This window comes from Streptomyces sp. NBC_00669 (genome assembly GCF_036226785.1).
In the GTDB taxonomy this organism is placed as follows: Bacteria; Actinomycetota; Actinomycetes; order Streptomycetales; family Streptomycetaceae; genus Actinacidiphila.
The window spans coordinates 9,043,653-9,068,278 of record NZ_CP109018.1 but is presented as its reverse complement, the minus strand read 5'-3'; the positions used below and the strand labels follow the sequence as shown (position 1 = coordinate 9,068,278).

16 protein-coding genes are annotated in these 24,626 nt (G+C 71.7%); 4 read left to right on the top strand and 12 right to left on the bottom strand.

All coding sequences use genetic code 11. The features are described 5' to 3' along the window. Positions 1–151: 151 nt before the first annotated feature. From OG896_RS38000 to OG896_RS37990, 3 genes are all read right to left on the bottom strand, one after another. Positions 152–2,077, bottom strand: a complete 1,926-nt coding sequence (locus OG896_RS38000) for an alkyl/aryl-sulfatase (RefSeq protein WP_329372803.1) — start codon at positions 2,075–2,077, stop codon at positions 152–154. A gap of 240 nt (positions 2,078–2,317) precedes the next feature. Then, entirely contained in the window at positions 2,318–6,175 is a 3,858-nt protein-coding gene (locus OG896_RS37995; RefSeq protein ID WP_329372802.1) for a trypsin-like peptidase domain-containing protein, read from the bottom strand. Between the two features lie 126 nt (positions 6,176–6,301). After that, positions 6,302–6,664 carry a CU044_2847 family protein gene (locus OG896_RS37990; protein WP_329372800.1) on the bottom strand — a complete coding sequence of 121 codons (363 nt, stop codon included), beginning with the start codon at positions 6,662–6,664 and terminating at the stop codon, positions 6,302–6,304. 474 nt (positions 6,665–7,138) lie between these two features. Between OG896_RS37990 and OG896_RS37985 the strand changes: the two genes are divergently transcribed. After that, complete coding sequence (locus tag OG896_RS37985) at positions 7,139–8,401, top strand: SGNH/GDSL hydrolase family protein (RefSeq protein ID WP_329372798.1); 1,263 nt, start codon at positions 7,139–7,141, stop codon at positions 8,399–8,401. A 210-nt stretch (positions 8,402–8,611) separates the two neighbouring features. Next, positions 8,612–11,089 (top strand): excinuclease ABC subunit UvrA, encoded by a 2,478-nt coding sequence (uvrA, locus tag OG896_RS37980; RefSeq protein WP_329372796.1) that lies wholly within the window; start codon positions 8,612–8,614, stop codon positions 11,087–11,089. Between the two features lie 117 nt (positions 11,090–11,206). On the opposite strand, the gene OG896_RS37975 is transcribed toward uvrA, so the two are convergent. The 9 genes from OG896_RS37975 to dnaK form a co-directional block, all read right to left on the bottom strand. Next, a complete protein-coding gene (locus tag OG896_RS37975) occupies positions 11,207–11,539 on the bottom strand; it encodes a MerR family transcriptional regulator (RefSeq protein ID WP_329372794.1) in 333 nt (110 codons plus the stop codon). 637 nt (positions 11,540–12,176) lie between these two features. Further along, positions 12,177–13,859: an FAD-dependent oxidoreductase gene (locus OG896_RS37970; RefSeq protein WP_329372792.1), complete on the bottom strand. Its 1,683-nt coding sequence runs from the start codon at positions 13,857–13,859 to the stop codon at positions 12,177–12,179. 12 nt (positions 13,860–13,871) lie between these two features. Next, positions 13,872–14,135: a UBP-type zinc finger domain-containing protein gene (locus OG896_RS37965; RefSeq protein ID WP_329372790.1), complete on the bottom strand. Its 264-nt coding sequence runs from the start codon at positions 14,133–14,135 to the stop codon at positions 13,872–13,874. Next, positions 14,135–14,587, bottom strand: coding sequence for a thioredoxin (gene trxA, locus OG896_RS37960; RefSeq protein ID WP_329374541.1), 453 nt, complete (start codon positions 14,585–14,587; stop codon positions 14,135–14,137). The genes OG896_RS37965 and trxA overlap by 1 nt, the downstream gene beginning before the upstream one ends. Positions 14,588–14,664: 77 nt before the next feature. Beyond that, positions 14,665–17,289: an ATP-dependent chaperone ClpB gene (clpB, locus tag OG896_RS37955; protein WP_329372788.1), complete on the bottom strand. Its 2,625-nt coding sequence runs from the start codon at positions 17,287–17,289 to the stop codon at positions 14,665–14,667. Continuing rightward, entirely contained in the window at positions 17,280–17,669 is a 390-nt protein-coding gene (locus tag OG896_RS37950) for a chaperone modulator CbpM (protein ID WP_329372786.1), read from the bottom strand. Before OG896_RS37950 ends, clpB begins: the two co-directional genes overlap by 10 nt. Continuing rightward, complete coding sequence (locus OG896_RS37945; protein WP_329372784.1) at positions 17,666–18,640, bottom strand: J domain-containing protein; 975 nt, start codon at positions 18,638–18,640, stop codon at positions 17,666–17,668. The genes OG896_RS37950 and OG896_RS37945 overlap by 4 nt, the downstream gene beginning before the upstream one ends. A gap of 7 nt (positions 18,641–18,647) precedes the next feature. Continuing rightward, positions 18,648–19,295: a nucleotide exchange factor GrpE gene (grpE, locus tag OG896_RS37940; protein ID WP_329372781.1), complete on the bottom strand. Its 648-nt coding sequence runs from the start codon at positions 19,293–19,295 to the stop codon at positions 18,648–18,650. A gap of 9 nt (positions 19,296–19,304) precedes the next feature. Continuing rightward, a complete protein-coding gene (dnaK, locus tag OG896_RS37935; protein ID WP_329372779.1) occupies positions 19,305–21,215 on the bottom strand; it encodes a molecular chaperone DnaK in 1,911 nt (636 codons plus the stop codon). 246 nt (positions 21,216–21,461) lie between these two features. Between dnaK and OG896_RS37930 the strand changes: the two genes are divergently transcribed. Beyond that, complete coding sequence (locus tag OG896_RS37930) at positions 21,462–23,327, top strand: PucR family transcriptional regulator (RefSeq protein WP_329372777.1); 1,866 nt, start codon at positions 21,462–21,464, stop codon at positions 23,325–23,327. 96 nt (positions 23,328–23,423) lie between these two features. Further along, a complete protein-coding gene (gene glsA, locus OG896_RS37925) occupies positions 23,424–24,449 on the top strand; it encodes a glutaminase A (RefSeq protein WP_329372775.1) in 1,026 nt (341 codons plus the stop codon). Positions 24,450–24,626 lie beyond the last annotated feature (177 nt).

Here is a 24,626-nt window from a genome sequence, read left to right as displayed (position 1 = left end):
CGCATCGCTCAGCCGCCCTTGGAGCCGCCCGCATGGCTCCCGCCGTAGGCCCGTCCCGCGAGCCCGGACACGTTTCTCGCCCAACTGCCCGCGTGGTCGCAGGAGCTGGCGGGAGCCCCCACACCCGCCGGGCGTGCCCGTCAGCCCGTGTTCACGGGCTGACGATGTTGAAGTTGGGGTCGAACTCGTCGAAGAGGCCGGCGAGCGTCAGCAGAACCTGCTCGTCGCCGTCGAGCTTCAGCCGGCCGGCCTGGGCGAGCTGTGCGGCATCGGCAGGCTTCAGCAGGGCGCCGACCAGCGCGGCCTTGGGGCCGGTGACGGTGAGCTGGGTGTCGGCGGAGGCACCGCGGCGGGCGTTCAGGACACCGCGGTCGACCCACATGCTCCAGGTCTCGTCCGCTTCGGTGAAGTGGAAGTCGATGCGCAGGTGCGCCTGGGCCGCCTTCTCGCCGATCAGGTGGACGGCGGCGTAGTCGAAGAGGATGTCCACGGGCATGGCCAGGATGGTGTCGGGGCTGGCGGTGGCGAAGGTGGCGGCCTGTACGCCCTGGCGCAGTTCCTTGGCGGCGGTCAGGTAGATGCCGCGCCACTGCGGGCCCTCGGCCTGGTAACCCATCTGCTCGTAGGCGTCGGCCTGAAGGTCGCGGGCGGCCTGGTTGTCCGGTCGGGCGAAGACCAGCGTGTGCAGGATCTGGGCCGCCCAGCGGTAGTCGCCGGCGTCGATGGCGCGCTTGCCCTCAGCCAGGACCTTCTCGGAGCCGATGAGGTCGACGAAGCGGCGGGCCGTCTCGACCGGGGGGTGGGGGTGCAGGGAGACCGGGTCGCCGTCCCACATGCCCAGTTCCTTGGTGAACACCGCGCGCACATCGTGGTGCAGGGTGCCGTGGTAGCCGCGGTTGAACCACTTGCGGCCCAGCTCCTCGGGCAGCTCGATCTCCTCGGCGGCCTCCAGCGGGGTGTAGCCCTTGTTCGCGAGCCGCAGGGCCTGGTCGTGGATGTACTTGTAGGTGTCGCGCTGGGACCCGATGAACCCGGTGACGTCCTCGTTGCCCCACACCGGCCAGGTGTGCGGGCCGTAGTGGACCTGGGCGTCGTCGCCCCAGCGCTCCAGGGTCTCGTCCAGGTAGCGGGCGAAGTTGCGGGCGTCGCGGGTGCGGGCGCCGCGCAGGGTCTGGATGTTGTGCAGCGTGTGGTTGGCGTTCTCCGCGCAGGTCAGCGCGGCCAGCTGCGGAATCCAGATGTGCATCTCCTCGGGCGCCTCAGTGTCCGGGGCGTAGAGGAACTCGAACTCCAGGCCGCCCAGGTCGCGCTTGGTCCCGGTCTCGGTGATCGGGTCGGTCGGCGGGATGTAGGAGACGGTCACTCCGGGGAGCGAGGTGATGCCGATGCCGCAGGTGACGCATCCGGTGGGACCCAGTTCGAGGAGGCTGCCGAACGCGTAGCCGGCCCGTCGCGACATGGCGTTGCCGGCGATGACGTTCTCACCGATGGCGTGCTTGTCGAAGGACGCGAGGGTGCCCGGAGCGATGATGGGCACCTTCCCCGAGGCCACGTCCTCGGCGCTGACGACGCCCTTGACCCCGCCGTAGTGGTCGATGTGGGTGTGGGTGTAGATCACCGCGGCGACGGGCTTGTCGCTGACGTGCTCACGGATCATCGCCATGCCCTGGGAAGCAGCCTCGACGTTGGACGCGCAGTCCACGATGACCAGGCCGCTGTCGCCCTCGATGACCGTCAGGTTGGCCAGGTCGTTGTTCCGCACCTGGTGGATGCCGTCGACCACCTTGTAGAGGCCGCCCTTGCGCATCAGCTGCGACTGCCGCCACAGGCTCGGGTGCACCGTGTCGGGGGCCGGAGCGTCGTCGGACAGGTAGTCGAACTTGGCGGTGTCGAAGATCAGGTGGCCGTCCGCGCCGCGCAGTTGGTCCGGGAACGGCGCGATCAGGTTCCGGTCGGCATCCGCGAAGTCCTGCCGGTCGTCCATGTCGAACCGGGCAACGGCCTCGCGGTTCGATGCGGCGGTCGCGGCGGTGGCGGGCCTGGGCGAGTAGACCACGGGAGGACTCCAATCGGTCACGTCCAGCAGCAGACCGCAGCAACGAACGCGGCCGCAGGCACGGTGCCCCAGGCCACACCCTTGCCGCGCGCGCCTTGACCAGCAACGCAACAGGCCCATTCGGGTGACCTTGCACCTGCTGCCTGCGTGAAGAACGTCTTCCCGCTGATCGACCTCGGACGGTCCCCGACCGGCTATAGCTGCCAGCGACCAGCCTCATGCGCCGGGATGCCTCCCCGACGTCGACCTTCGTACGAGGCGTCAGGCGGTGCCGAGTGCCGGACGTGGGGCGGACTCGGTGCCCAGGGTCTCGTGCAGCCGCACCTCGTCGGCGGGGGGATGGCGGGTGCCGGTGGACAGCAGGTCGCGGGCTGCCTTCGTGGCCTTGCCGCGGCCCGTGCCGGTGGTGAGGAAGCAGCGGAGGTCGGTCCGGAGGCGTTCGACATCCGGGTCCGGATCTCCGTCGTGTACCGCGCTTTCAGCGGCGGATCGAAGCGCGTGGTCGAGGCCCGCGCTGGGCGGGATGGCGTCGAAAAGGGCGTACACCGCGGCATAGCGCAGCAGCAGCTCGGAGCTCAGGGCGGCGGACACGTTCGCGCCGTCGTCCAGGTCGAGCGCGGCAACCGCGCGGGTCAGCGCCTCCGCTCCGCGTGCCATCTCGTCGAGGCGGATGTGGGCCGCGCTCAGGTCGATCAGGGCGCTCACGAGGTGGGGCGGGGTGTTGCAGCGCTGCCAGTGCTCGACGGCTTGGGCAACCAGGTCCTTCACCGCGTGGTGATCGTCAAGAGCTTCTGCCGCACAGGCCCCGTTCTCGCACGCGACGGCCGCTGTCCACCAGTTGCCGAGCGTCGTGTACGCGGTCTCGACGCGCCACGCCAGTGGGAGCGCCTCAGCGTGGTTGCCCGCCCACAACTCGGCGCGCTGCCTTTGGAAGAGCGCCGAGGCCCGTAGTTCCGCGGTGCCGTGTCCCTCGGCAAGTTCATGGGCGCGCAGTGCCAGTGCGCGGGCTTCTTCCGGGCCCGCCGTCTCGAAGGCCAGCTTGGAGTTGTTGATGGCGATCGGGACGGCGGTGGCCGCCAGACCCAAGGCGGTCAGCACGGAGACCGCGCGCCGGCCGGACGCCAGGGCAGCCGCCGCGTCGCCCTGGTCCCACTGCATCAGCGAGATCAGGAAGTCGGCCTCGGCGGCCCCCGCGTGCAGGTTGTGGGCCCCGGCGATGTCACGGGCCCGCTGCGCGTACACGAGTGCGCGCGCCGGGTCGGTGTCGCGCAGCAGCTCCGCGTTGTCCCAGCACAGCCGTACGGCATCGGCGGGCGCCGAGAGGCGCTGGTGGAGGTGGACGCGAACGTCGTTGGCCGCCACCTCGCCGTCGAGCTCGCCGCCCGCCTGGTACAGGGCCGCCACCCCCTCCGCCAGTTCCAGGGCGAGCGCGAGCCATCCGCGTTCCTCCGCCGTACGCACCGCCGCGTGGAAGCGGGCCGGGTCGAGGGCGCCGGACAGCTCCGCGTCGGGCTCCCCCCGGTTGATCTGGCCGAGCCGGTCGCGCAGGAACTGGACGGAGCGGTAGGTGACGTCGTGTACGTCCTCCTCCGGCTCCTCCTGTGCCAGGCGCTCCTTGGCGAAGAGCAGGACAAGGTCGAAGAGGGCGAAGGAGGCGAGCACGCCGCCGGAGAAAGTGCGAACGAAGGCGGCGTGTTGGGCGAGACTGCGGTCGACCAGCCGGTTGAGGAGCAGTTCCTGGCGCAGCGCCGGGGCGTCGAGGCAGGCGCCCAGTTCCTCGCCGGTCGTCACCGCGCCGGGCACCGCGGCGATCAACCGGAAGGTGCGGCGGGCCGCGGCGTCCAGGTTGTCGTAGCTGAGCCTGATCGCCGCGCGCACCGCTCGGTCCCCCGAGTCCAGGTAGTCCAGCCGGGTCGACTCCTCCTCCAGCAGGTGCAGCAGGTAGTCCACCGGCAGGTCCGGGCGGCTCGCCAGCCGTCCACCGACCATCCGCAACGCCAGCGGCACATCCGCGCACAGCCGGGCCAACCGGTGCAGCACGGCGGGGTCGTGGCTGCGCTCGGGGTCGCACGCGGCGAGTACCCGGACCGCGGCGTCGCGCGTCAGCGGCTCCACGCGGAAGACGAGTGACCGGTCGGCGTACCCCTGGACACGATCGCGGGAGGTGACGACGACCGCGCAGGTGGCGGGGGGCTTCACCAAGGGCGCGACGTGGGCGGCGTCCAGGGCGTCGTCGAGCACCAGCAGCACCCCTCGGCCCTGGAGTTCGGCGGTGAACCGGGCGAACAGCGCGGCGTCGCCCAGGTGCTCCCCCGCGTCGAGGTCCGCGCCGATGTCGAGGCCCAGCGCCTCCGCCACCATCCGCACGACGGTACGGGCGGGTCTTCGGGCGTCGGGGACCAGTCCGTGAAGGTCGACGTGGAAGACCCCACCGGGGAAGTCCGGCGCGAGTGCGCGGGCGGCCTCGATGGCCACGGTGGACGTGCCGACGCCCGGCTGCCCCGACAGGAACGCGGTCGCCGTGCCCTGCCATGCCGTGCTCCCGCGCACGGCGCGGACCACGTCGGCGACCAGTTCGGTACGGCCGAGGACGAAGGGATCGGGATCGGGGATACGGCACATCTGGGCCGCGGCCACGGCCCGTCGAGCGCGGCGCTGGACCTCGGCCGCCCCGGGGGCGGCGCCGCTCGTCCCGCCCTGTTGGCCCCGCGCACCGTTCCCGTTCGGGTCCGGCCTGCGGACCATGACGGCGCGGGTGGAGGCGGTACGCAGTTCCGGGAGCCGTGCGGTGAGGGCGGTGAGGAATGCCTCCAGGTGCAGTGTCCGCCCGTCGGTGAGCACCGCCCGCAACTGCCTTCGGCACACCGCGGAGAGTTCGACGAAGAGCTCTTCGGACAACTCCTCGACCAGGACGTGCCGAAAGGAGTCGAGCAGCGCGTCAGAGGTCCGGGGTGCGGCGCCGTTCGAACCGGTCTCGTTCGAACCGGTTTCGTTCGGACCCGTGCCTGGTGACTCGGCGCCTGGTGACTCGGCGCCGTTCGAACCGGTCCCGTTCGAACCCGTGCCGTACGGGTCGTTCCGCGTGCGCGAGCCGTCCAGCGGGGCCGACCAGTGGCGCAGGGCCTCCTCGTGCTGCGGGTGCGAGAGCAGCAGCACCCGAGGGTCGAGCCCGCGCAGCCGGGTACGGCGCCGGAAGTCCCGTACGGCGTCGCCTTCGTGTCGGCCGTGGGCGACGGCTCTCGACAGCAACCACTCCGCCGCGTCCCCGGCCCCGCCGACCCCGCGGTACGCGTCGTCCAGCGCCATCAGCGCACGGGCCGCCTCCACCGCCGCCTCGTTCAGGCCCCCGACGCCTTCGGGCACCCCCCGGTCTCGGGCCGGCCCCGGATCGGGTGCGACGCGTGTGGCCACCGCGCCGGCCCGTCCGCGGACCAGGGCGGTGTCCACGGTGCGTACGGACAGCACGGTGCCGACCTCGTCGGCGAACACGAGCCGCCGACGCACGTCGATCCCCGGGACGGTCGACAACAGCACAGCGACGTCCTCGACCCGGGCCACCCACACGGAGTCCCGCAGCCAGCCGTCCGCGCTGTTGTACCGCGCGGAGACCACGCCGACGGCGGCACCGTCCGCGAGGCGCAGCACGGGGGCACCGCTCATCCCCGGCATGACGTCCGCGGACCTGACGCGCCACAGCATCACCTGGTCATCCCGCATGGTGCCGCCCTGCCAGCTCCCCGGGGCGTCCAGCGACTGGTAGCCGTGGCCGGGGTCGTCCACCTCGGCGACGCCGGTCACGACGACGTCCGCCTGGAAGGCCACCGGGTGCAGGGAGACGGGGACGGACTCCGCCAGCGGCTCGGCCCGGCGCACCACCGCGAGGTCCCGGGGCACGTCGACGGCCACCACCTGCGCGGGCGCGCGCCCCACCGATCCGTTCAGGGCGTCCACGGACAACGACGCCCCGAGCCAGTCGCATCCGGCCTCCGCGAGGACGTGCGCCGCTGTCACCAGCACGCCAGGGGACACCTGGAAGCAGGTGCCCACGGGCGTACCGTCGACATCGAGGACCCGGCCCAGGAAACCGGGGACCCTCGCGTCCCACACCGCGTCCACCACCGTTGCGCTCCCCCGTCTCCCCCGGCTCCCCCAACTCCCCCCGCGGACGCCGCTGCCACGGCCCTCTCCCTACGGGCGGCTCAGCCGTGCGTGCGTCGTCCCGCCCTCGTCGTACGCCACGGGTGGTCAGTCGGCGCGGTCGGCCGCGGCGGCGCCCTGCTCGCCCCTCGGCGCGGGATACTTCAGCCGTACCACCAGCGACGCCTCGCCGGAGACGCCGGCCACCACGATGGTGCCTTGCGTGGAGAACTTCAGTCCGAACTCCACCTCCACCTGCTCGGGGCGCGTTGCCTCGTGCGTCAGCCGGCCGATCGCCTCCCCGGTGGCGGAGGCGATCTCCACGATCGCGTCACGGGCATGGTCGAAGGCGTCCACGACCCGTCCGCTCGCGTTCCGCAACCGCGAGGTCGGCTCCGACCCGGCGACCGTGACCGTCTCGACCATGAGGTCAACGTCGCCAACACGCAGCGGAAGCAGTCGACTTGTCATGGGGCCACCTTCCCACAACGAGCCCCGCCGCGTCCGGCGCCAACGGAGGACCAGCGAAGCCCGCGGCCACCTCGGGTGAAGCCACGGGCGAAGGCGCGCGGGGGCCCGGCCGGAGGTGGGATTTCGGGGTGCGGCCAGCCGTTCCGGCGACGAGCGCGCGGGCTCGGCGGCCGTACGTTCCTTCTGGAGCCCACGAGCTGCCCACGCAGGGGCAGTTCGGGGACATACGTCGGACCTTCTTTCGGAAGGTCGTGCACGACTCTAGGAGATGGCCGGGTCGGCTCGTATATTCATGGGACGTCTACGCCCCCGGTGTCCCTTGAACCCCCAGCGCCCCGGGTGTCCCGGAGGTCCCGCCGCACCCCAGCTCCTGCCCCCCACCCCACCTTCCGGTGACCAAGCTCAGTGGGACCTACCTGCTGGTGGACGGATTCACGCTCGACTGACGGCTGCCGAACGGGAGAAGGGTGAACCATGCTGCTCACGAGGAGACCGCGCACCAAGGGAAGGGCACTGCGGGTGCTACTGGCCCTGATCGCGGCGGGCGCGGTCGTCGCCGGGCTGCCGGCGGGCGCGCCGCTCGCCGCCGCCCACCCGGCCCACGGCCGGGCCACCGCCCCGGCACGGGTGGCCGCGTGGTCGCCGAGCATGACCGTGGGCGGACCGGACTTCGACGACGAGACGATCCGCATGGTCGCCCACTCCAGCGTCAGCGGCACCTCCCTGCGGATACACCTGTCCAACCTGCGCGGCACGACCCCGCTCACCGTCGGAGCGGTGAGCGTCGCCGCGCAGGCGGACCGGGCCACCGCCGTGCCGGGTTCGCGGCACGCGGTCACCTTCTCGAACCACAGGTCCGTCACCCTCGCCGCGGGCGCGGAGGCGGTCAGCGACCCGGTCGCGATGTCCGTCGCCGCCGACCACAACGTGCTGGTCAGCGTCTACCTCCCGGAGGCGACCAGCTCCGCCACCTGGCACTCCGACGCCTTCGACACGAGCTACCTCTCCACGCCGGGCGACCACACCGCCGAGACGGGGGACGGCAACTACACCACGGCGACGACCTCTTGGTACTACCTGTCCGGTCTCGACGTGATCTCGCCCGGCGCCCGCGGCACCGTCGTGGCGTTCGGCGACTCCATCACCGACGGGTACAACACCCCGGCCGGGGCGTATCACCGCTGGCCCGACGACCTCGCCCGCCGGCTGTCCGGGCCGCACCCGATGAGCGTCGTGGACGCGGGCATCGGCGGCAACCGGGTGCTGACCGACGTGCCGAACATCTGGCAGGGGATCAGCGCGACCAAGCGGTTCGCCCACGACGCGCTGGGCCAACCCGGGGTGCGATACGTGATCCTGATGGAGGGCATCAACGACATCGGCAACAACGCCGGCCCCGACGGCGCCCCCCTCACCGCCCAGGACCTGATCGACGGCTACCGGAACCTGATCGGGCAGGCGCACGCCGCCGGCGTCCGGATCATCGGCGGCACGCTCCTGCCGGACAAGGGAAACGGCTACTACAGCGACTCCGCGGAGGCCCTCCGCCAGGCGGTCAACACCTGGATACGCACCAGCGGGGCGTTCGACGGGACGGTCGACTTCGAGAAGGCGGTCGCCGACCCCGCCGATCCGGCAGCCCTCGACCCCCGCTTCGACTCGGGCGACCACCTGCACCCCAACGAGGCCGGCATGCAGGCGCTCGCAGACGCGGTCGACCTCAGCCTGCTGCCCTGACCGCGGTGTGCGGGCAGCGACCCCGGTCCGCTGCCCGCTCACGCGCAGTACCGGTGGGCGGGCTGGGTCAGGCACCGTGCCTCGCCACCCTGGTAGGACGTCGCCTGGTGCCGTGCCGGGCGCCGCGAACCGGTGAACCCTTCCGGTCCCGGCACTGGGCTCGGTGGCGGCGCCCGTCGCGCGGTTCCCGGCGCGATCAGGTAACCAGGAATGGTGAACGAGGACGCGACCGACCCCTTCGTGCATGTCCGGGGCGCCAGTGAGAACAACCTGCGGAACGTCGATGTCGACGTCCCGCGGGACGCGATGGTCGCCTTCACCGGCGTCTCCGGGTCGGGCAAGTCCTCGCTCGCGTTCGGCACGCTCTACGCGGAGGCCCAGCGGCGCTACTTCGAGTCCGTGGCACCGTACGCCCGAAGGCTGCTGCACCAGGTCGGCGCACCGCACGTGGAGGAGATCGCCGGACTGCCTCCGGCTGTGGCCCTTCAGCAGCGACGCGGGGCGCCCAGTTCGCGCTCGACGGTCGGCACCATCACCACGCTGTCCAATCTGCTGCGCATGCTGTACTCCCGCGCCGGCACCTATCCGCCCCGGGCCGCACGGCTGGATGCCGAGTCGTTCTCACCCAACACCGCGGCCGGCGCCTGCCCGGAGTGCCACGGGCTGGGCGTCGTGCACGACGTCGCCGAGGACCTGCTGGTCCCGGACCCCTCGCTGAGCATCCGCGAGGGGGCGATCGCCGCCTGGCCGGGCGCCTGGCAGGGCGCCAACCTGCGCAGCGTCGTGAGCGGCTTGGGGATCGACATCGACCGGCCGTGGCGCAGGCTCAGGAAGAAGGACCGGGACTGGCTGCTGTACACGGACGAGCAGCCCTCCGTGTACATCGAGCCGGAGGAGGACCGGGTCGACTACGGCTACCAGGGCAAGTTCTGGAGCGCCCGCAAGCATGTCATGCACGTCCTCGCCGATTCCAAGAGCGACAAGATGCGCGAACGGGCGCTCCGGTTCGTCAGGAGTGTGCCCTGCCCCGAGTGCCACGGCAGCGGGCTGCGGCCCGAGGCGCTCGCCGTGACCTTCGCCGGACGCTCCATCGCCGAGATCAACGCGATGCCGCTCACCGAGGTCGTGGCGCTGCTGCGGCCCGTCGTGGGGCGCTCCGAGGCCGACGCCGCCACGTCGACCGCCCGATCCGGGGAGACCACCGAGGTCGCGGTCCGGATCTGCGGCGATCTCGTCGCGCGGGTCGACGTACTGCTCGACCTGGGCCTCGGATATCTCAGCCTCGGGCGCCGCTCGACGACCCTGTCGCCCGGCGAGGCGCAGCGCCTGCGGATCGCCACCCAGCTGCGCTCGGGGCTTTTCGGCGTCGTCTACGTCCTCGACGAACCCTCCGCGGGGCTGCACCCGGCCGACGCGGAACCGCTGCTGGAGGTGCTGGACCGCCTCAAGGCGGCAGGCAATTCGCTGTTCGTCGTGGAGCACGACATGGACGTCGTACGGCGGGCGGACTGGGTGGTCGACATCGGCCCCGGCGCGGGCGAGGGCGGCGGACGCGTGCTGTACAGCGGCCCGGTCGCCGGTCTTGAGCAGGTCGGGGAATCGGCCACGAGCGCGTACCTGTTCGGGCGCGCCCAGCCGCTCGACCACCGCCCGCGCACACCGCACGGCTGGCTGCACCTGAGCGGCGTCTCACGCCACAATCTGCACCATGTGTCCGTCGACGTGCCGCTGTGCGTCCTGACGGCGGTGACGGGCGTGTCCGGTTCCGGAAAGTCGACGCTGGTGACGCAGGTGCTCGCCGAGGTCGTCCGCGGCCACCTCGGACTCGTACCCGAGGACCCCGACGAGGCACAGCTGGAGGTCGACGTCCAGGACGCGTCGGGGGTCGAGTCGTTCGACCGGCTGGTCCGGGTCGACCAACGGCCCATCGGCCGAACTCCCCGGTCCAACCTGGCCACGTACACGGGGATGTTCGACGCGGTGCGCAAGCTGTACGCGGGGACGGACGAGGCCAGGGCGCGCGGCTACTCGGCCGGGCGGTTCTCCTTCAACGTGCCCGAAGGGCGGTGCGAGACCTGCCAGGGCGAGGGATTCGTCGCGGTGGAACTGCTGTTCCTGCCCGGCACCTACGCGCCGTGCCCGACCTGCCAGGGTGCCCGGTACAACGCCGAAACGCTGGAAGTCACCTACCGCGGCAAGAACATCGCGGAAGTGCTGGGGCTGTCCGTCGACGCCGCCGCCGAGTTCCTGTCCGCCGTCCCGGCCGCATCCCGCAGTCTGGAGACGTTGCGCGAGGTGGGACTCGGGTACCTGCGGCTGGGGCAGCCCGCGACGGAACTCAGCGGTGGTGAGGCGCAACGCATCAAACTGGCCACCGAACTGCAGCGGGCCCGCCGCGGGCACGCGCTCTACCTGCTCGACGAGCCGACGGCGGGGCTGCACCCCTCGGACATCGCGCTGCTGCTGCGACAGCTGCACCGGCTCGTCGACGCCGGCAACACGGTCGTCCTCGTCGAGCACGACCTCGACACGATCGCCACCGCGGACTGGGTCATCGACCTCGGGCCGGGCGGCGGAGACGCGGGCGGGCGGGTGGTCGCGTCGGGCCCGCCGGCCAAGGTGGCGAAGTCCCGCCGCAGCGCCACCGCGCCCTACCTCGCGGCCCGGCTCGCGAGGCGTCCCGTCTGAACCCCGGTACGGACCCGGAACCGTACGCCGTCGATCAGCTGCCGCCGGGACCATCCGGAACCTGGAATTCCAGCACCAGCCGGCGAACACGTCCATGGCGCTTCCGGCGACCGCAGGTCAATTCTCGGTCGCTTCCCGCGATACGGCGCGACGGTATTCGGCGTTGATACGCTGCGCTTCTTCGAGCTGGTCTTCGAGGATGATGATCCGGCAGGCCGCCTCGACGGGGGTGCCCTGGTCGACGAGTTCCCGCGCACGGGCGGCGATGCGCAGCTGGTAGCGGGAGTAGCGTCGGTGGCCGCCCTCGGAGCGGAGCGGGGTGATCAGGCGGGCTTCGCCGATGGCGCGCAAGAAGCCGGGAGTGGTGCCGAGGAGTTCCGCGGCGCGGCCCATCGTGAAGGCGGGGTAGTCGTCGTCATCGAGCCGGCCGAACGAGTCGTCTGCTGTCATTGCACCTCTCTGTGGAACGCGTCGAGGGGTCCTGGCACCGTACGGCGCCAGGACCCCGAAGGAACTACTACACCATCTGCCGGCCTCAGTACTGCGCCGACCTTCTGTTTCCGCTGGCCCGACCGTGCTGCTGTCGGGGCTGCGGGGATCGCGGTTGCTTGACCGGAGACCACCTCACTATCGATGTCCTGCGGTACCCGGGCCCACAATTTCCGCCCGGGCGATCCTGATGGCGCCTGGCCCCTCCGTTCTTTCCTCTGCTGACCGAAAACCTCTTGGTACTGCGAACTGCACCTACCGAACTGCGGTACTTCTCCCGGCGGCCCCTGATCACCGCGGGCCACCCGGTGCGGTCGTCAGCCCCGACGCCATCTGGCAATCCAGCGCCGGAACTCCACCACCGCACCGTCCTGCAACTGCGAGTACTGCTGCCCGGCAGTTCGTCTCTGCCAGGCCCTGCTCGATCTCGGCTACGTGAGAAACCATAGCCACACCGCCCCCCAATGTCTACTCCGGCGAAGATAGATTTTCGCGTGTCGATCGCAGAGGTAGTCGCCCTCGACCACGACCGGAGCGCCCGGCAGCCCGGCGGCCCGGCGGCACGGCGGGCAGCCCGCAGACGTGCTCGGCGCCGAGGTCATCGGATGGCGGGCGTTCCCACCTCCCCGAGGTGCTCGTGCGCCAGGCGCACAGCCATGGCGCCCTCACCGACCGCGGAGGCCACCCGCTTGACCGAGCCGCTGCGGACGTCGCCGACGGCGAAGACTCCCGGCAGACCGGTCTCCAGGGCGAGCGGGGTGCGGGCGAGGCGACTCCAGAGGTCCGCTGTCACCTGGACCACGTCCTGCCCGGTCGGAATGAAGCCCCGCCGGTCCAGGGTGACGGCGTCGGCGAGCCAGGAGGTGGCGGGGCGCGCGCCGATGAAGACGAACAGGGCGCGGGCTGCCAGCACCTGCTGCTCGCGGGTGCGGTTGTTCTCGACGACGAGGGATTCGACCCGGTCCTCGCCGGTGACCTCCCGGACTTCGGTATGCAGCCGGACGTCGATCCGGGGGTGCCGCTCGATCCTGTCGATCAGGTAGCGGGACATGCTGTGTTCCAGGTCCCCACCGCGGACCAGAAGATGGACGGCGGGCGACTCGCGAGCCAGGAACAGGGCTGCTTGGCCGGCGGAGTTGCCGCCGCCCACGACGGCGACCGGGTCAAGGCGACAGTTCCGTGCTTCCCAGACGGTGGCGGCGTAGTGGACCCCGAGTCCTTCGAACCGCTCGACGCCGGGGGCGGTCAGCCGCCGGTAGCGGGCGCCGGTGGCCACCACGACGTTGGTGGCGGTGGCCGTGCCGCCATCGGCGAGCCGCACCACGTTGGTCCCGTCGCGCTGTTCGAGGCCGGTGGCCTCGGCGGGGACGTCGATCCGGGCGCCGAACCGCTTGGCCTGTACGACGGCGCGTTCGGCGAGTTCCATGCCGGAGATCCCGGCGGGGAAACCGAGGTAGTTCTCGATCCGGGAGGAGGTCCCGGCCTGGCCGCCGGTCGCCACACCGTCCAGGACGACAGTGGAGAGTCCCTCGGAGGCGCCGTACACCGCGGCGGCAAGGCCCCCGGGTCCCGCGCCGACCACCACCAGGTCGCAGACGGCCTTCGCGGCGGTCTCGGTCCGCAGCCCGATGACCTGGGCGAGTTCGACGTTGGAGGGATTGCGCAGCACCCGGTAGTCGTTCCAGACGACGATCGGGGTCTCCTCGGGAGCGATCCCGAGACGGGTGAGCAGCGCCTCGGCCTCGGTGTCCTTCTCCAGATCGGCCCAGCGGTGCGGGAGGCGGTTGCGGGCGGCGAACTCCAGCAGCCGCCGGGTGTCGGCGGAAAAGGCGGAGCCGATGATGCGGAAGCCCGTGCCCGCGCCGGCCAGCATCCTACGGCGCAGAAGGTAGGCCCGCAGGATGACGTCGCCGAGCGCGGGTTCGCGGCTGAGCAGGTCGCGCAGGGCGGCCGAACCCACAGCCAGTACCTCTCCGGGCCTGTTCACCACCGCGCTGACGAAGGCGGTCTGGCCCTCCAGTACGCCCAGTTCGCCGAGGAAGCTGCGCGGACCGTGCAACTGGACGACGTGCTCCTGGTCGTCGCGGCCTTCGACCACGGCCACCGTGCCGCTGAGGACGACGAAGAACTCGTCACCGCGTTCGCCGGCCCGGAAGAGCTGTTCCCCCTCGCGGACCTGCCGTTTCTGTCCGCAGGAACTCAGGGTCGCGATCTGGTCGTCCGTCAGCCGCGGGTAGGCACCGTGGACGTCGGCCGTCGGTGTCGGGGTCGGGGTCGGCACGGTTCGCTCCCCTCAGACCATCGCTTCGTGCACGAAACACCACCGCCAGTCCTCGCCGGGTTCGAACGACTGGACGATCGGGTGCCCGTCGGCCGCCGCGTGAGCGCGGGCGTGCCGCATCGGCGAGGAGTCGCAGCAGCCGACGTGGCCACAGGTCAGGCAGAGGCGCAGGTGCACCCACTGCGTCCCCGTGCGCAGGCAGTCCTCGCAGCCCTGCGGGGTTCTGGGCACGACGGGCCGGACCATGGACAGGTGCGGGTCGGGAGAGTTGGTCATCACGGCCTCCGGGAGGCGGGATCGGCTGGTCCATGGGACGTCGACAGCGCCTCGTCCACCCACTGGCGCAGCGCGTTCGCGGGCGCGGCGCCGGTCTGGCGGGCGACTTGCCTGCCCCTGTCGAGGATCAGCAGGGTGGGTACGGCTTGGACCTCGAACCGCCGCGCCAAAGCTGGGGACTTGTCGATGTCGACCTTGACGAGTTTGATCCGGCCGGCCAGGTCCGTGGCGACCCGTTCGAGGGCCGGGCTCACCATGCGGCAGGGGCCGCACCAGGTGGCCCAGAGGTCGACCAGCACCGGCAGGCTCGCCTGCTCGGCGACCTCCCCGAAGTCGGCGTCGCCCGCTTCGGCGATCCACGGAAGCGGGGCCCGGCAGTTTCCGCAGCGCGGGCTGCCCTCCGCCGCGGCGGGTACGCGGTTGGTCCGGCCGCAGTTGGCGCAGGCGACCATCCGCACCGAGCTCTGGGCGCCGTCGGTACGGCCGTCACGGCCGCCGCGGTCGGCTCGGCCTTCCGGAGAAGTACTCATCACGGCTCCTGCGGCTCGTCCTGGAGGGTGACGGTCAGTTCGCCGCCCGCGGCGTCGACCAGGACGGTCACGCCTTCGCGTGCCTCGCCGCTGAGCAGCGCGCGGCCGATCCTGGTCTCGACCTCGTGCGAGATGAAGCGGCGCAGCGGCCTGGCTCCGTAGACCGGGTCGTAGCCCTCGGCGGCGATCAGGTGGCGGGCCGGCTCGGTGAGGAGGAGCGTGATGCGCTGCTCGGAAAGGCGGTCGCGCAGCTCGTCGAGGAGCAGATCGACGATGCGCTCGATCTGCGCGATGCCGAGCGGGTGGAAGAGGACGATGTCGTCGACGCGGTTGAGGAACTCGGGGCGGAAATGGCCGTTGAGTTCGGTCATCACCAGCGCCCGCGCCTCGGGCTTGATCTCGCCCGCCTGAGTGGCGTCCTGGAGCAGGTACTGCGACCCGAGGTTGGAGGTCATGATGATCACGGTGTTGCGGAAGTCGACGGTCCGGCCCTGGGCGTCGGTGATCCGGCCGTCGTCCAGCACTTGCAGCAGCGTGTTGAAGACGTCGGCGTGCGCCTTCTCGATCTCATCGAACAGGATGACGGAGTACGGCTTGCGGCGTACCGCCTCGGTGAGCTGGCCGCCCTCCTCGTAGCCCACGTATCCGGGGGGCGCGCCGACCAGTCGGCTGACGGTGTGGCGTTCCTGGTACTCGCTCATGTCGAGGCGGATCATGTTGCTCTCGCTGTCGAACAGCGCTGCGGCCAGCGTCTTGGCCAGCTCGGTCTTCCCGACGCCGGTCGGGCCGAGGAAGATGAACGAGCCGATCGGCCGGCGCGGGTCGCGTACCCCGGAGCGGGCCCGGATCACCGCGTCGGCGACGAGCTGGACGGCCTCGTCCTGGCCCACGACCCGCTCGCGCAGGATCTCGTCCAGCTTGAGCAGCTTCTGCCGTTCGCCCTCCTGAAGGCGGGTGACGGGGATGCCGGTCCACGCGGAGACGATCTCGGCGATCTCCTCGGCGGTCACCACCTCGCGCAGCAGCCGGCTCTCGCCCTGCTTGTCGGCGAGGTGCTCCTCCTCGGACGCCAGGCGCCGCTCGAGTTCGGCGACCGTTCCGTAGCGAAGTTGGGCGGCACGGTTGAGGTCGTAGGCGCGTTCGGCGTGCTCGGCCTCCTGGCGGGCGCGTTCCAGGTCCTGGCGCAGTTCCTGGACCTTGCGGATGGCCTGGCGCTCGGCCTCCCACTGGGCATGCTTGGCGTCCACCTCACCGCGCAGGTCCGCCAGTTCACGCCGCAGGTCCTCCAGGCGGGCGCGGCTGGCCGGGTCGGTCTCCTGGTCCAGCGCGGCCTCCTCGATCTCCAGGCGGGTTGCCCGGCGGGTGAGTTCGTCGAGTTCGGCGGGCATGGAGTCGATCTCGGTCCGCAGCCGCGCGCAGGCCTCGTCGACCAGGTCGATGGCCTTGTCCGGGAGGAAGCGGTCGCTGATGTAGCGGTGGCTGAGGGTGGCCGCGGCGACCAGGGCGTTGTCCTGGATCTTGACGCCGTGGAAGATCTCCAGTCGCTCCCGGATGCCGCGCAGGATGGAGATGGCGTCCTCGACGGTCGGCTCGTCCACCTGGACGGTCTGGAAGCGGCGCTCCAGGGCGGCGTCGGACTCCATGTGCTTGCGGTACTCGTCCAGCGTGGTGGCCCCGATCATGTGCAGCTCGCCGCGGGCCAGCATCGGCTTGAGCATGTTGCCCGCGTCCATCGCGCCCTCGGCGGCGCCGGCCCCGACGACGGTGTGCAGCTCGTCCACGAACAGCAGGATTCGGCCCTCGGCGCCCTTGACCTCCGACAGAACGGCCTTGAGGCGCTCCTCGAACTCGCCGCGGTACTTCGCCCCGGCCACCAGCGACCCCATGTCGAGCGAGAACACCGTCTTGTCCCGCAGCCCTTCGGGCACGTCGCCGCGCACGATCCGCTGGGCCAGGCCCTCGACGATGGCGGTCTTGCCGACGCCCGGTTCGCCGATCAGGACCGGGTTGTTCTTGCTCTTGCGGCTGAGGATCTGGATCACCCGGCGGATCTCGGCGTCCCGACCGATCACCGGGTCGAGGCGGCCGGTGCGGGCCTCGACGACGAGGTCGCGCCCGTACTTCTCCAGGGCCTCGTAGGCTTCCTCAGGATTGGCGGAGGTGACCCGCTGATTCCCGCGCACCGTGGTGAGGGCGGCGAGGAAGGAGTCCTTGGTGACGCCCTGTTCGCCGAGCCGCCGGCCGGCCGCGGTGGTCGAACCCTCGTCCACCAGCGCCAGCACCAGGTGCTCGGTGGAGACGTACTCGTCCTTGAGCCGCTTGGCCTCCTGCTCCGCGCTGTCCAGCAGCCGGGCCAACCGCTGGGTCACCACCACCTGCCCGGGGGCGGCACCCGGACCGGTCGTGCGCGGGCGCTTGGCGAGATCGGCCTCGACTGCGGCCCGCAAGGCGGCCGGATCGGCGCCGGCGTCGGCCAGCAGACGGGTGGTCAGGCCATCCTGCTGATCGAGCAGGGCCAGCAGCAGGTGCTCCCCGTCGACCTCGGTCTGGCCCATCCGCACCGCGACGCTCTGCGCTTCCTGAAGCGCTTCCTGGGACTTCTGGGTGAGGCGGTTCATGTCCATGTCGTGGGCTCCTTGGCGGCTCGCTCGCTGTGCCGCAGTGCGGTTTCCAGGCGTTCGATACGGTCGAGCAGGTCCAGGACCACGCCGATGGCCGCGTAGTTGAGGCACAGTCCGTCCCTCAGCCGCAGCACCCGGGCGATGGCCGACGGCGCGCTCGGCCGGAACCACAGCCGGCCCCGTGCGTCACGCTCGGCGTCCACCAGTCCGAGGGCCACGAAACGGCTGACGAGTTCGGGCGGCAGTCCACTCCTGCTGACCACTCCGGCCAAGGGGAGCTGGTAGGGGCTCGGACTGGTCCGGTAGACGCGCACCAACGGATAAGCAGCCCTGGTGACGGGCTGTCCGGCTCCTTGGGCGGGAGAACGGTGTTCGGCTCTCATGTCTGCTTCCTCGGGTCGAAGGAGGAGACGGCGGCCAGTTCCTCGAACAGCTCACGCTCGCGCGGGCTGGGCGAGGGCGGCACCATCACCTGGATCTCGGCGTAGAGGTGCCCGGGGGAACCCTTGGGGTGCGGCATCCCCTCGCCGCGCAGCCGCAGCCGGCGACCGGTGGAGGTCCCGGGCGGCACGTGCACCTTGACCGTCCCGCCCGGAGCGGAGAGCGGCACCGTGGCCCCCAGCGCGGCCTCCCAGGCGGTGACCGGCAGATCGACATGGATGTCGCGCCCAACGAGCCGGTAGCGCGGATGGGGGGCGATACGGACCACCAGGTAGAGGTCCCCGGCGGAACCCGGACCGCGGCCCCGGCCACCCTCTCCCGCGAGCCGGATGCGCTGCCCGTCGACGACGCCGGCCGGAATGGTGACGTCGTAGCTGCGCTCCCCGCCGGGCCCGCCGAGGGTGATCTTCCGCCGGCCGCCGCGGTACGCCTCCTCCACGCTGAGCGTGAGTTCGGCCTCCTGGTCCGCGCCGGGCATCGGGCTGCCCCGCCCGGCGCCCGCCCGGCCGCCGAACATGCCTCCGAAGAGATCTTCGAAGTCCACGCCGGAGGCGTCGAAACCGGTCTCCGTCCAGGTCCGGCCGCCTGCCCGGTCGGCGCCTCGGGTGCCGCCGAAGGGACTGCCGCGATACGCGCCGGCTCCGCCGCCGAAGCCCTGGCCGGCCGCGACACGCTCGTCGTAGTCCTCCGGAATCTGCCGGAAGTCGGGGCCGAAGCGGTCGTAGCGGGACCGGGTGTCGGGGTCGGACAGCACGCCGTACGCCTCGTTGATCTGCTTGAAGCGCTCCTCCGCGGCCGGATCGCGGTTGACGTCCGGGTGGTAGCGGCGGGCCAGGGTGCGGAACGCCTGCTGGATCTCGGCGCCGTCGGCGGTGCGGGGAACGCCCAGCACCTCGTAGTAGTCCTCTGCCATGGCGGCCTCACTCCTGCTTGCGGCTGACAACCACCGCGGCCGGCCGCAGCTGGTGACCGGCTTCGCCGTAGCCGGGCCGCAGCACCTGGATGACGGTGCCCGCAGGTGCGTCAGGGGTGTCCACCACGGACACCACCTCGTGCTGCTCGGGGTGGAAGGGGACGCCGGTCTCCTCGTGGCGGGGGTAGCCGAGGCTTCGCAGCACCTCGACGGCCTGGTCGCGTACCGCCCGGACTCCGCTGACGATCGCGCCGGGGTCGCCGTCGCCCGCGTGGGCGAGGGCCAGTTCGAGATTGTCGACGACCGGGAGGAACGCCGAGGCCACCTTGGCCCGCTCGGCCTCCCGTTCCCGGGGAAGCTCACGGGCGTGGCGCTTGCGGAGGTTGTCGAGGTCGGCGAGGGCTCGCCGCCACCGGTCCTCCAGTTCCTCCACCTCGGGGCCGCGGTGTGCGGGTGCCGCCTCCTGCTCCCCGGCTTCGGGGACCCGCGGGGGCGTCTGCGGTGCGGGTGCGCGCGGGTCGCCGCCGGGCTCGCCGGACCCCTCGGCCGGCGTCCGCTCGGACTCGGCCGGCGTCCGCTCGGACTCGGCCGGCGTCCGCTCGGACTCGGGCGGGGAGCGGTCCTCGGCGGGGCGCGTCTGTTCCTGATCCGACATGTCGCCGCCTCAGCTCTTGTCGAAATCGGCGTCGATGACCTCGTCGTCGCCTCTTGAGGAGCCGCCCTCGGGACCCTGGTCGGGCGCTGCGCCGGGTTGGGCTTCACCCCCGGCCCCGCCCGGTCCAGCGGCGTGGGCGGCCAGCGCCGCGTGGATCTGCTGGAGTTCGGAGGTCAGGCTCCGGGACCGTTCCGCCGGCGCCTCCTCCTTGACGGCGGTGCGTGCCTCGTCGACGAGCAGTCGGGCGCGGGCGCGCTCGTGCTCCGGTGCGGCGTCGCCGAGGTCGTCCAGCCGGCGCTCCACCTGGTACGCGGCGGCGTCGAGCTCGTTGCGGGCGTCGATGGCCTCGCGCAGGGCCAGGTCGGAACTGCGGTTGGTCTCGGCCTCGTTGATCATCCGCTCGACCTCGGACGGGTCGAGGTTGGAGCCTTCGCTGATGGTGATCGACTGCTCGGCGCCGGTGTCCCGGTCCTTGGCGCTGACCCTGAGGATGCCGTTGGCGTCGATGTCGAAGGTGACCTCGATCTGGGTCTCCCCGCGCGGAGCCGGCCGCAGGTTCTCCAGCCGGAAGCGGCCCAGCACCCGGTTGTCAGCGGCCAGTTCGCGCTCGCCCTGGAGCACCACGATGTCCACGGCCGGCTGGTTGTCCTCAGCCGTGGAGAAGGTCTCCGACCGGCGGGCAGGGACGGTGGTGTTCCGCTCGATGATCTTGGTCATCACGCCGCCGGCCGTCTCGACGCCCAGCGACAGCGGGGTGACGTCCAGCAGCAGGACGTCCTTGACCTCGCCCTTGAGCACGCCGGCCTGGATGGCGGCGCCCAGCGCCACCACCTCGTCCGGGTTGACGCTCATGTTCGGGTCCTTGCCGCCGGTCATCCGGCGGACCAGGTTCTGCACGGCCGGAATACGGGTCGAGCCGCCGACGAGAATGACCTCGTCGATGTCGTTGTCGGTGACCTTGGCGTCGCTCATCGCCGTCCTGACCGGTTCCAGGCAGCGCTCCACCAGGTCCGAGGTGATCTGCTCGAAGGTGGAGCGGCGGACCGTCTCGGTGAGGTGCTTCGGCCCGGAGGCGTCCGCCGTGATGAACGGGAGGCTCACCTGGGTCTGGCTGACCGAACTCAGCTCGGTCTTCGCCTTCTCGGCCGCCTCGAAGAGGCGCTGCAGCGCCTGCGGGTCCTTGCGCAGGTCGATGCCCTCGGCCTTCTGGAAGCCGTCCGCCAGGTGGTCCACCAGCCGGCGGTCGAAGTCGTCGCCGCCCAGGTGGGAGTCGCCCGCCGTGGCGCGGACCTCCACCACGCCGTCGCCGACGTCCAGCAGGCTGACGTCGAACGTGCCGCCGCCGAGGTCGAAGACCATGACCGTCTCATGGCCCTTCTTGTCCAGCCCGTAGGCCAGCGCCGCGGCTGTCGGTTCGTTGATGATCCGCAGGACTTCGAGGCCGGCGATCTTCCCGGCGTCCTTGGTGGCCTGGCGCTGGGCGTCGTTGAAGTACGCCGGTACGGTGATGACCGCCTCGGTCACCTTCTCGCCGAGCGACTTCCCGGCGTCGTCGGCGAGCTTGCGCAGCACCTGCGCGCTGATCTCCTCCGGCGCGTACAGCTTTCCGCCCACCTCGAAGCGGGCCACCCCGCCGGGCCCCTCGACCACGTCGAAGGAGACCGCCTTGGCCTCGTCGGAGATCTCGTCGTAGCGACGTCCGATGAACCGCTTCGCGGAGGTGATGGTGCCCTTGGGGTTGAGGATCGACTGCCGGCGCGCGAGCTGTCCGACCAACCGCTGGCCGTCATCGGAGAAGGCGACCACCGACGGGGTCGTCCTGGCCCCCTCCGCGTTCGGGACGACAGCGGGCTCACCGCCCTCCCAGACCGCGATGACCGAGTTGGTGGTGCCGAGATCGATGCCTACTGCCTTCGCCATAAGAATCTCCTCCGTCGCGACGCGGACCGGTCGGCGGGCTGCCAGGCGGACGGAGCCGGGGCACACCGCACCACGTCGCAGCCTCGCGCGGTACGCGGCGCTCTTCCTCGCCCCGGCAGGACCAATCCGGGCTGACGTTCCGGTCCGCGAGGACGGGGACGCGGCACGGTCCGCAGGTGAGACCCCGTGTCGAGCGGCGTAGCGTGGCAGGTGGGAAGTCGCTGTCGAGCCGCGAATGGACCTGCGATGGACGCTGTTCCCTTTCCGACCGCCGAACCCCGCCACCCCAGCCCGCAGCCGGGGACCGCCCGACACGCACTGCTACGGCTGGTAACGGTCATGCTCGACGGCGAGGACGAGCGCGAGGTGCTGTGGGGGGCCATGGCGGCGATCGCCGCCACCGGCCCCTTCACCGCCGAAGCGGCCTACACCGTGCACGACGGTCTGGCGCGGCGCTGCCCACCGCGCCGGCTCGCTGCTCCCGGCGCCGCCCGGCCGGGGGGTGCGGCGGCGCGGAAACCGGCGGTGGGCCCCGCCGGCGGGGCCCCGGCTGAGGCGACTGTCGCCGACGTGGTGGCCGCCGACCGGCTCGACCGGCGGATCGACGCGCTGGACGGCCGCAGCCGGCACCTGCACGAGCCGGGCGGGCCGTGGGCACGAGCGATCGCTCTGCGATACCGGGACGACTGCCTCGGCTATCTCGTCGTCCGATCCCTGACCACGCCCTCGGCCGAGGAGACCGCCCTGACCGACCTGCTCGCACAGCAGACCGGGATCGCCCTCGCGCGCCTCACCGGGCACCGGGCAGATCCGGCCCGCGTCGGGTCGGAGGGGGTGCCGGGGATCGGGGACCTGCCGGACACCGAGAACCCACCGGGGACCGAGGGCGGCTCACCCGCCCCAGGACTCGACGCGACCGTCTCCGTCCTGGCCGCGCGGCTCGCCGTCCAGGAAGCGCTCTCCCGCGCCGCCGCCTCCGGGTGCGGCGAGACCGGAATCCTGCGGGAACTGCACGCTCACACGGGATTCGCGGCCCTCACCGAGGACCGCTTCGGCAACCCGCGGGCCTGGGCGGGGCCCGGCGGCGAACCCTGCCGAGAGGGCACGAGCGGACCGCGCCCCCGCTCGGGACACCGGGACCGGGACGCCCTGATCCGTGACGCGCGCCACCACCCCGGCGCCGTCCGCGACCGGGACCGGCTGATCGTCCCCATCGAGATGGCCGGAGATCTGCTCGGCGTGGCAGCACTCGTCGATCCGGACCAGCGGGCCACGCGAACGGACACCTCAGCGCTCGAACAGGCCGCCCTGGTGCTGGCCCCCCTGCTCTCCCACGAACGCAGACTGGTCGAGCTGAAGCCCCGCCTCGGCCACGACCTGGTCGACCGGCTGATCGCGGGAGAGACGACCGACGACGACTTCGCCCAGGCGGCCGTCCTCGGCCACGACCTGCACCGGCCGTACAGGGTCGCGGTACTGGAGTGGCCCGGGACGGCCGAGAGGGCCGCGCTCGGAGATGCGGTGGCGCGGGCGGCCGGGCGGCTGCGCCTGGACGTACTCGTCGGCTCCCGTGGCCCGACCACGGTCGTCCTCGTGGCCGGCGAGGACCGGCCTGATCCGGAAGGCGAGTTGTACCGGGCCGTCGCGGACGAACTCGGCGCCGGAGCCGGCTCGATCGGGGTCGGCGGCCGGTGCGACGCCTTCACCGAACTGCCGCACTCCTACGACGAGGCCGTCCGTGCCCTCACCGTCCGCCGCCGTTCCCAGGACCCGAACGGAAGCACCAGCTTCGAGGACCTGGGCCTGTGCCGCATGATGGGCACCGGCGAAGGCGAACGGGAAGCCGACCGCTTCGTCCGCGAATGGCTGGGACAGCTGCTGGACTACGACTCCCACCACCACACCGAGCTGGTGACGACGCTCTCGCGCTATCTGGAGAGCGGCGGCAGCTACGACACGACCTCGGAGACGCTGCTCATCCACCGCAGCACGGTCCGCTACCGCCTCCAGCGCATCCGCGAGATCACCGGGCACGACCTCAGTGACGTCGAGACCCGCCTCAACCTGCACGTCGCCACCCGCATCCGCAACGTGCTCGACACACCCCGCTGAACGGATACGCCCGCGCTCGTACGTAGCCAGGGCCCGGAACGACTGAGGAGTTGCCCGGCAGGCTTGCGGGTGAATCGTGAGAGGAGGCCATGGTCCATGGGCGGCGTGATCCACGATCCTGGCGACTCGGCCGGGCCGGGCCGTGCGGCGGCGGCTGTCTCCACCGGCACCCTGCCCAGTGCGGAAGCCGTGGATGACGCGCTGTCCGCGGCCTACGCACGGTTTCGGGACGACGCCTCGGGACGCGTCGCGGACTACATTCCCGCATTGGCCGAGGCCGATCCGAGCCTGTTCGGACTCAGCGTCGCCGACGGGCACGGAAGCGTTCGCCACGCCGGTGACGCCGGCCATGCGTTCTCCCTCCAGTCCATCTCGAAGGCGTTCGTGTTCGCCCTGGTGGACCAGGCCCTCGGGCGCGAGCCGGTCCGGCGGCGGGTGGGGGTCAACAACACCGGCCTGCCGTTCAACTCCGTCCTGGCCATCGAGCTCAATCACGGCAGCCCGATGAATCCGATGGTCAACGCCGGCGCACTGGCCACCACGAGCCTGGTCCCCGGCGCGGACGCCGCCGAGCGCTGGGACTTCGTCCACCACGGACTGTCCCGCTTCGCCGGCCGTGAACTCGACCTGGACACGCAGGTGTACGAGTCGGAGGCTGCCTCCAACCAGCGCAACGAGTCCATCGCCCGGCTGCTCGACAGCTACCACCGCCTCGGCTGGAATCCGATCGAGACCACGGACGTCTACACCATGCAGTGCTCCCTCTCGGTGACCACCCGCGACCTGGCCGTCATGGGAGCCACCCTCGCCGCCGGCGGGGTCAATCCCCTCACCGGCGATCAGGTCGTCGACGCCGCGGTATGCCGCGACACTCTGGCCGCGCTGGCCGCCTCCGGCCTGTACGAGCGCAGCGGCGACTGGCTCTACGAGATCGGCATGCCGGGCAAGAGCGGGGTATCCGGCGGCATCCTGACCATCGCTCCCGGCAAGGGCGGGCTGGCCGTGTTCTCCCCCGGTCTGGACCCGGCCGGCAACAGCGTCCGAGGCCAACGGGCGACCCACTACCTGTCCGGCGCGCTGGGCCTCAACCTCTTCGCATCCGCCCCGCAAGATCCGCGGTAGGCGCCACCCCTCGACGGGAGGGCCGTGATCTCCGGTTCCCACATCGCCGAGGACGCGTCCCCGCGCACAGCCCGAGCAGCCGGTGCTCGGAACCGTTCGGAAGCGACCCGCTGTACCGAGCCGCGCCCCTGTCCGTGTGGCGGCCGTGGCGAAGCCGGTGAACGCCGGCGCGGTGGC

Bases quoted from the DNA above. Each gene is read 5' to 3' on its own strand.
- OG896_RS37990 (WP_329372800.1), bottom strand. From the start codon at position 6,664: ATGACAAGTCGACTGCTTCCGCTGCGTGTTGGCGACGTTGACCTCATG.
- OG896_RS37985 (WP_329372798.1), top strand. From the start codon at position 7,139: ATGCTGCTCACGAGGAGACCGCGCACCAAGGGAAGGGCACTGCGGGTG.
- uvrA (WP_329372796.1), top strand. From the start codon at position 8,612: ATGGTGAACGAGGACGCGACCGACCCCTTCGTGCATGTCCGGGGCGCC.
- OG896_RS37975 (WP_329372794.1), bottom strand. From the start codon at position 11,539: ATGACAGCAGACGACTCGTTCGGCCGGCTCGATGACGACGACTACCCC.
- OG896_RS37965 (WP_329372790.1), bottom strand. From the start codon at position 14,135: ATGACCAACTCTCCCGACCCGCACCTGTCCATGGTCCGGCCCGTCGTG.
- trxA (WP_329374541.1), bottom strand. From the start codon at position 14,587: ATGGTCGCCTGCGCCAACTGCGGCCGGACCAACCGCGTACCCGCCGCG.
- clpB (WP_329372788.1), bottom strand. From the start codon at position 17,289: ATGGACATGAACCGCCTCACCCAGAAGTCCCAGGAAGCGCTTCAGGAA.
- OG896_RS37950 (WP_329372786.1), bottom strand. From the start codon at position 17,669: ATGAGAGCCGAACACCGTTCTCCCGCCCAAGGAGCCGGACAGCCCGTC.
- OG896_RS37945 (WP_329372784.1), bottom strand. From the start codon at position 18,640: ATGGCAGAGGACTACTACGAGGTGCTGGGCGTTCCCCGCACCGCCGAC.
- grpE (WP_329372781.1), bottom strand. From the start codon at position 19,295: ATGTCGGATCAGGAACAGACGCGCCCCGCCGAGGACCGCTCCCCGCCC.
- dnaK (WP_329372779.1), bottom strand. From the start codon at position 21,215: ATGGCGAAGGCAGTAGGCATCGATCTCGGCACCACCAACTCGGTCATC.
- OG896_RS37930 (WP_329372777.1), top strand. From the start codon at position 21,462: ATGGACGCTGTTCCCTTTCCGACCGCCGAACCCCGCCACCCCAGCCCG.
- glsA (WP_329372775.1), top strand. From the start codon at position 23,424: ATGGGCGGCGTGATCCACGATCCTGGCGACTCGGCCGGGCCGGGCCGT.